At 70.9% G+C, this 3,494-nt stretch carries 4 protein-coding genes; 1 reads left to right on the top strand and 3 read right to left on the bottom strand.

The window, feature by feature from the left end:
- The 3 genes from HW578_RS24500 to folK all read right to left on the bottom strand — a co-directional run.
- Positions 1-1,791: RelA/SpoT family protein (locus tag HW578_RS24500; RefSeq protein ID WP_198373322.1), on the bottom strand; the 1,791-nt coding region annotated here is incomplete at its 3' end.
- Between the two features lie 12 nt (positions 1,792-1,803).
- Positions 1,804-2,196, bottom strand: a complete 393-nt coding sequence (rpoZ, locus tag HW578_RS24505) for a DNA-directed RNA polymerase subunit omega (protein ID WP_198373323.1) — start codon at positions 2,194-2,196, stop codon at positions 1,804-1,806.
- Between the two features lie 112 nt (positions 2,197-2,308).
- Positions 2,309-2,818, bottom strand: a complete 510-nt coding sequence (folK, locus tag HW578_RS24510) for a 2-amino-4-hydroxy-6-hydroxymethyldihydropteridine diphosphokinase (protein ID WP_198373324.1) — start codon at positions 2,816-2,818, stop codon at positions 2,309-2,311.
- A gap of 83 nt (positions 2,819-2,901) precedes the next feature.
- On the opposite strand from folK, the gene HW578_RS24515 reads away from it, so the two are divergent.
- On the top strand, positions 2,902-3,494 hold a 593-nt coding region (locus tag HW578_RS24515; protein WP_198373325.1), incomplete at its 3' end, for a LabA-like NYN domain-containing protein.

Consider the following 3,494-nt stretch of genomic DNA (forward strand, 5'->3'; position numbering starts at 1 on the left):
CGGGGCGAGCGTGGGCCCCGCGCCGAGCCGCCCGCGCGGGCGTGCCAGCGGCATCTGGTCGATGCTGCGCGCGGGCGTGCGCAGTTCGGGCACGGCCGCGGTCAGCACGTCGCGCGGGGAATGGTTGCCGGCGGCCACCGCGATGCACAGCGCCTCGAAATCCGGCAGCTTCAGTACCTTCAGCGCGGGCTCGACCTGCTTTTCCGAGAAGTCGAGGCCCGCGGCGCGGAACACCTTCGCGATCGCCGCGCGGCCTTCCTCCTTCTGCGTGGCGCGCTGGCGGGCATGGACAAAGCGGCGGATGCGCGCGCGCGCCTTGCCGGTGACGACGAAGCGTTCCCAGGCGGGGTTCGGGCTGCCGCCGCGCGCGGTGATGATCTCGACCTGGTCGCCGTTCTCGAGCGTGTGGCGCAAGGGCACGATCTTGCCGTTGACCTTGGCGCCGACCGTGTTGTCGCCGACCTGGGAATGCACCTGGTAGGCGAAATCGACCGGGGTCGCGCCGCGCGGCAATTCGATCAGGTCGCCCTTGGGCGTGAAGCAGAAGACCTGGTCGCGATGCAGCTCGAGCTTGGTGTGGTCGAGGAAATCCTGCGGGTCGGAGGCGGATTCCAGGATCTCGAGCAGGTCGCGCACCCAGGGGTAGCGCTTGCGCGTGGCGGCCGATCCCTCGCCCTGCTTGTAGACCCAGTGCGCGGCGACGCCGTATTCGGCGATCTCGTGCATCTCGCGCGTGCGGATCTGCACCTCGATCTTGGCGTTGCGGCGCTCGGGCACGGTCACGCCGGTGTGGATGGACTGGTAGCCGTTGGTCTTGGGCGTGCTGATCCAGTCCTTGAAGCGGCCAGGCACGACGCGATAGCTGGAATGGATGGCGCCGAGCGCGGCGTAGCAGTCGCCCTTGTCCTTCACGATGACGCGGAAGGCCATGATGTCGGACAGCTGCTCGAAGGCCACGTTCTTGCGCTGCATCTTGAGCCAGATGGAATAGGGCGACTTCTCGCGCCCCTGCACCTCGATGGCCTCGACGCCGGCGTCGCGCAGCACGCGGCGCACATCCTGCTCGATCTCCTCGATCAGGTCGGCACCCTGGCCGCGCAGGTAGGTCAGGCGCGCGGCGATGGTCTGCCAGGCATCGGGGTTCATCTCGCGGAAGGACAGCGTCTCGATCTCGGTCTTGAGCGCATCCATGCCGATGCGCTCGGCGAGCGGGGCGTAGATCTCGAGCGTCTCGCGCGCCGTGCGCACGCGCTTCTCGGGCTTGGTGACGGCGGCCAGCGTGCGCATGTTGTGCAGCCGGTCCGCGAGCTTGACGATGAGGACGCGGATGTCCTCGCTCATGGCCAGGACCAGCTTGCGGAAATTCTCCGCCTGCTTGGTGCGCTCGGATTGCAGTTCGAGGCGCGTCAGCTTGGTGACGCCATCGACGAGGCGCGCCACTTCCTTGCCGAAGCGCTTCTCGAGCTCGGCCAGCGTGACGCCGGTGTCCTCGACCGTGTCGTGCAGCAGCGCGGTGGCGACGGTCGCGGCGTCCAGCCGGTAGTCGGCGAGGATGCCGGCGACGGCCAGCGGATGCACGATGTAGGGCTGGCCGTCCTCGCGCTTCTGCGGCGCATGCGCCTCGGCCGCCAGCGTGTAGGCGGCTTCGATCAGCGCGCCGTCGGCGCGCGGGTCATAGGCCAGGACCTGGCGCGCCAGCTCGGCGCCGGGATTGAGCGCGGTGTCGCTGCGCAGGCCTTCGGGCGCCAGCGCGGGGCCGGTTCGTCGGGTGCCGCCGGCGCCCTGGCCCATGCGCGGCCCGCCTTAGCGCTTGCCGCCCAGCTCGGCGGCGATCGCGGCCTCGATGTCGTCGGGCGAGAGGTCCTCGGCCGAGGCCTCGGGCAGCGCTTCTTCCTGCACTTCCATGATGCCGAAGATGTTCTCGTCGGTGGCGATGATGTCCATCACCTCCTCCTCGGCGGGCTCGGGCTCCGGCGCGCGCGAGAGGGATTTGATCAGGTCGGCTTCCAGGCCGGCGAGCTCGAGGCGCTCCTCGGCGATCTCGCGCAGCGCGACGACCGGATTCTTGTCGTTGTCGCGATCGACCTCGATCTCCTCCCCGCGGGAGATGTTGCGCGCGCGCTGGGCGGCGAGCAGCACGAGCTCGAAGCGGTTGGGAACCTTCTCGATGCAGTCTTCGACGGTAACGCGCGCCATGGGTGGCTCCAGCCAGTTCGGGGGGGCGCGCAGAGCGGTGCGGCGCCCAGGATGTCCGGTAAACGATCCAGATAGACATCGCCGCGCCGCGGTGCAAGGCGCGCGATCCGGTTCAGCGCGGGCCGATCCGGCGGATCGCCTGCCCTTCCACGCCGGGCAGCAGCGCCGCCACCCCCTGCCCCAGCACCGGATGCACCCAGCCGGGCGCGACCTCGGCCAGCGGGCGGAGCACGAAGGCCCGCTGCTGGGCGCGCGGGTGCGGCAGGATGGGCGGCCCGGCCTGCACCCGCCCGCCCTGGTCGATCAGGTCGAGGTCCAGTACCCGCGGGGCGTTCGGATAGGGCCGCGCGCGGCCGGCCTCGTCCTCGATGGCATGGAGCGCGGCGAGCAGCGCCTCGGGCGTGGCCTCGCCCTCCAGCAGCGCCACACCGTTCACGTAGGGGGGCGAGGCCGGGTCGGGCGGGATCGGCGCCGATTCCCACCAGGAGGAGACAGCGACCACCCGCATCCCCGGGATGGCGCCGAGCCGGCCCACCGCCCAGCGGCAGGTCTCGATCGGCCCGGATCCGCCGGGACGCGGCAGATTGGCGCCGATCGCCACCAGCACCGCCTCAGCGGCCATGACAGCGCCGCGCGGAGGGTGTAGCGGACGGCACCCTGCCCCGGTCGGGGCACAGGGCGAGGGAGTCGGGCGTGAGCGCAGGCATGAGACGGGGCGGCGGTGCGGAGCGGGTCGGGCTGTTCGTGGATGGCGCGAACCTCTACCACACCTCCCGCGCGCTGGGTTTTGAGATCGACTTCGCGGCGATGCTCGGCTTCTTCCGCGGCGGCACCTACCTGGTGCGCGCGTTCTATTACACGGCGCTGATCGAGACCGAGGACTATTCCCCCCTGCGGCCGCTGACCGACTGGCTGGCCTACAATGGCTGGCAGGTGGTGACCAAGCCGGCCAAGCAGCAGGCCGACCCGAGTGGGCGCATGCGCATCAAGGGCAACATGGATGTCGAGCTCGCGGTCGACATGCTGGAGATGGCGCCGACCCTCGACCACGTGGTGCTGTTCTCCGGCGACGGGGATTTCCGCCGGCTGGTGGAAGCCGTGCAGCGCATGGGGGTGCGGGTGACGGTGGTCTCGACCGTGCGCTCGCAGCCGCCGATGATCGCCGACGAGTTGCGCCGCCAGGCGGATGCCTTCATCGACCTCGAGGAGATAGCCCCCGAGATCACGCGGCGGCAGGTCGAACCCCGCACACGGGCCACGCCCCCGGCCCCCGCCGCCACGGCGCCGGCGCCGGCGCC

This window comes from Roseomonas rosulenta (assembly GCF_016106005.1).
Classification (GTDB): domain Bacteria; phylum Pseudomonadota; class Alphaproteobacteria; order Acetobacterales; family Acetobacteraceae; genus Neoroseomonas; species Neoroseomonas rosulenta.